We start from the raw sequence: 3,640 nt of genomic DNA on the forward strand, positions 1-3,640 counted from the left end.
CCAAAAAAAAAACCCCGCCGGCCTGCAGCCGTCGGATCTGATTATCGTCGCCGCCCGTCCATCGATGGGTAAAACGACCTTCGCGATGAACCTCGTGGAAAACGCGGCGATGCTGCAGGACAAACCGGTATTAATCTTCAGTCTCGAGATGCCCTCGGAACAGATCATGATGCGTTCTCTGGCCTCGCTGTCGCGCGTCGATCAGACCCGCATTCGTACCGGTCAACTGGACGACGAAGACTGGGCGCGGATCTCCGGCACCATGGGCATCCTGCTGGAAAAGCGCAATATCTATATCGATGACTCCTCCGGCCTGACGCCGACGGAGGTGCGCTCCCGCGCGCGGCGTATCGCCCGCGAGCACGGCGGCATCGGACTGATTATGATCGACTACCTGCAGCTGATGCGCGTGCCGTCGCTCTCCGACAACCGTACCCTTGAGATTGCCGAAATCTCCCGCTCGCTGAAGGCGCTGGCGAAAGAGCTGCAGGTGCCGGTGGTGGCGCTGTCGCAGCTTAACCGCTCGCTGGAGCAGCGCGCCGATAAGCGCCCGGTCAACTCCGACCTGCGTGAGTCCGGCTCTATCGAACAGGATGCCGACTTAATCATGTTCATTTACCGTGATGAGGTCTATCACGAGAACAGCGATCTTAAAGGCATCGCGGAAATTATCATTGGTAAACAACGTAACGGTCCGATCGGCACCGTGCGACTGACCTTTAACGGCCAGTGGTCGCGTTTCGATAATTATGCCGGTCCTCAGTATGATGATGAGTAATCCTTCCGCCTTCTTTTATTAAGGAATTCAAATGCAAGCGGCAACTGTAGTTATCAACCGCCGCGCTCTGCGACACAACCTGCAACGTCTGCGTGAACTGGCGCCCGCCAGCAAACTGGTTGCGGTAGTGAAAGCGAACGCCTACGGACACGGTCTTCTCGAGACCGCGCGAACGCTGACCGACGCCGACGCCTTTGGCGTAGCCCGCCTGGAAGAGGCGCTGCGCCTGCGAGCGGGGGGCATCGCCCAGCCGATCCTCCTGCTGGAAGGCTTTTTTGCTGCGGAAGACCTGGCGGTGATCGCCGCCCAGCGCCTGCATACGGCGGTGCATAGCCCCGAACAGCTGGCGGCGCTGGAGCAAGCCGATCTCCCCGAGCCGGTGACCGTGTGGATGAAGCTGGATACCGGCATGCATCGCTTAGGGGTGCGCCCGGAGGAAGCCGAGGCGTTTTATCAGCGTCTGAGCCAGTGTAAAAACGTCCGCCAGCCGGTGAACGTGGTGAGCCACTTCGCGCGCGCCGATGAGCCGACCTGCGGCGCCACCGAACGCCAGCTGGATATCTTCACCACCTTTACCGAAGGCAAACCGGGGCTGCGCTCTATCGCCGCCTCGGGCGGCATTCTGCTGTGGCCGCAATCGCATTACGACTGGGTGCGCCCCGGAATTATCCTGTATGGCGTGTCGCCGCTGGACGATCGCTCCACCGGGAAAGATTTCGGCTGCCAGCCGGTGATGACCCTGACGTCCAGCCTGATTGCGGTGCGCGAGCATAAAGCAGGGGAGCCCGTCGGGTACGGCGGCACCTGGATCAGCGAACGCGATACCCGTCTCGGCGTGGTGGCGATGGGCTATGGCGACGGTTATCCGCGCGCGGCGCCGTCGGGCACGCCGGTGCTGGTCAATGGCCGGGAAGTGCCGATTGTCGGCCGGGTGGCGATGGATATGATCTGCGTTGACCTCGGACCGCAGGCCCAGGATAAGGCCGGCGATGCGGTAGTGCTGTGGGGAGAGGGGCTCCCGGTAGAGCGCATCGCCGAGATAACGAAAGTGAGTGCTTACGAACTTATTACGCGACTGACCTCCCGCGTCGCCATGAAATACTTCGACTAAGCCTCTGGCGTACCGGATAGCACAGAGGCTGATCCGGTACGCACCAGGCCTGCGGCGCTCAAAAAAGCGGTTTATACCGCTGCGCGGTCACTTTCCCCTCAACATCCTCTCGACCTGCCGTCATATCCGGTTTATTGTGTAAGAACCTGCCCCATGTAAACCTGGAGATACATCGCGTGTTTCAAAAAGTTGACGCCTACGCCGGCGACCCTATTCTTTCTCTGATGGAACGCTTCAAAGAAGACCCGCGAAGCGACAAAGTCAACCTGAGTATCGGGCTTTACTACAACGATGACGGCATTATCCCGCAGCTGCAGGCGGTGGCGGAAGCGGAAGCACGCCTGAACGCCGAGCCGCATGGCGCCTCGCTGTATCTGCCAATGGAAGGGTTGAGCGGCTACCGTCAGGCGATTGCGCCGCTGCTGTTTGGCGCAGAGCATACCGCGCTTAAGCAAAATCGCATTGCCTCTATTCAGACGGTCGGCGGTTCGGGCGCGCTGAAGGTCGGGGCCGACTTCCTCAAACGTTACTTTCCTGAGTCTCATGTCTGGGTCAGCGATCCGACCTGGGAAAACCACATCGCCATTTTTGAAGGGGCTGGCTTCGAAGTAAGTACTTACCCCTGGTTTGATAAAGCCACCAACGGCGTGCGCTTTGAGGACCTGCTGGCGACGCTGCAAACGCTGCCGGCCCGCGATATTGTGCTGCTGCACCCTTGCTGCCACAACCCGACCGGCGCCGACCTGACGCCAGCCCAGTGGGACCGCGTGGTTGAGGTATTGAAAGCGCGTCAGCTGATCCCCTTCCTCGACATCGCCTACCAGGGCTTTGGCGGGGGGCTGGAAGAGGATGCCTACGCCATTCGCGCCATCGCCAGCGCCGGGATGCCGATGCTGGTCAGCAACTCGTTCTCCAAAATTTTCTCGCTGTACGGGGAGCGCGTCGGCGGTCTGTCCGTGGTCTGTGAAGACAGCGAAACCGCGGGCCGCGTGCTGGGGCAGCTGAAGGCCACCGTGCGCCGCAACTACTCCAGCCCGCCGAGCTTTGGCGCGCAGGTGGTGGCGACGGTGCTGAACGATGCCGGGCTGAAAGCCACGTGGCAGGCGGAAGTGGACGCCATGCGCGCGCACATCCTGACCATGCGCCAGGCGCTGGTCGACGCGCTGCAGCAGGTTGCCCCTGGCAGCAAAGTGGATTACCTGCTCAAGCAGCGCGGGATGTTCAGCTATACCGGATTTAGCGCGGCGCAGGTGGATCGTCTGCGCGACGAGTTTGGCGTCTACCTGATTGCCAGCGGACGCATGTGCGTGGCGGGGTTAAACTCACGTAATGTTCAGCAGGTAGCGAAAGCTTTTGCCGCGGTAATGTAAGCCGCTCTCCAGCAGGTTGTCTCTGCCGGTCAACGGGCAGGGGCAACCCCCCCTCGGATGTGATCATCCTCTTTTTCTATGACATCTGCGCGAAAAAGGCTTTTCATCCATGCCGCCGGCGGGTAAGGTCGGGACGTTGATAAGCATGCACATTATTGAAAACAATAATGATTGATAGATTTAGGGATAAATATGCGCAAACTTACTCTCGCCCTTGCGGCGGCTTCTCTCCTGTTCACGCTGAACAGCGCCGTTGTGGCGCGCGCCTCCACGCCGCAGCCGCTGTGGGTCGGCACCAACGTGGCCCAGCTGGCCGAGCAGGCGCCGATCCACTGGGTTTCGGTGGCGCAAATTGAGAACAGCCTGCTGGGGCGGCCGCCG

At 60.6% G+C, this 3,640-nt stretch carries 3 protein-coding genes and 1 pseudogene; all 4 read left to right on the top strand.

Features of this window, described 5'->3' with window-relative positions:
- The coding region (gene dnaB, locus HMPREF9538_RS14830; protein WP_009484999.1) for a replicative DNA helicase at window positions 1-778 on the top strand (778 nt) is incomplete at its 5' end.
- A 31-nt stretch (window positions 779-809) separates the two neighbouring features.
- Window positions 810-1,889, top strand: coding sequence for an alanine racemase (gene alr / locus HMPREF9538_RS14825; RefSeq protein WP_004214117.1), 1,080 nt, complete (start codon window positions 810-812; stop codon window positions 1,887-1,889).
- Between the two features lie 176 nt (window positions 1,890-2,065).
- Window positions 2,066-3,259: an aromatic amino acid transaminase gene (tyrB, locus tag HMPREF9538_RS14820; protein WP_009485000.1), complete on the top strand. Its 1,194-nt coding sequence runs from the start codon at window positions 2,066-2,068 to the stop codon at window positions 3,257-3,259.
- 192 nt (window positions 3,260-3,451) lie between these two features.
- A pseudogene (locus HMPREF9538_RS31585) lies at window positions 3,452-3,640 on the top strand (acid phosphatase AphA); the annotation flags it as partial.

This window comes from Klebsiella sp. MS 92-3 (assembly GCF_000195655.1).
GTDB classification, from domain to species: domain Bacteria; phylum Pseudomonadota; class Gammaproteobacteria; order Enterobacterales; family Enterobacteriaceae; genus Klebsiella; species Klebsiella pneumoniae.

Coding starts and splice junctions, on each gene's coding strand:
- alr (WP_004214117.1), top strand. CDS start 810: ATGCAAGCGGCAACTGTAGTTATCAACCGCCGCGCTCTGCGACACAAC.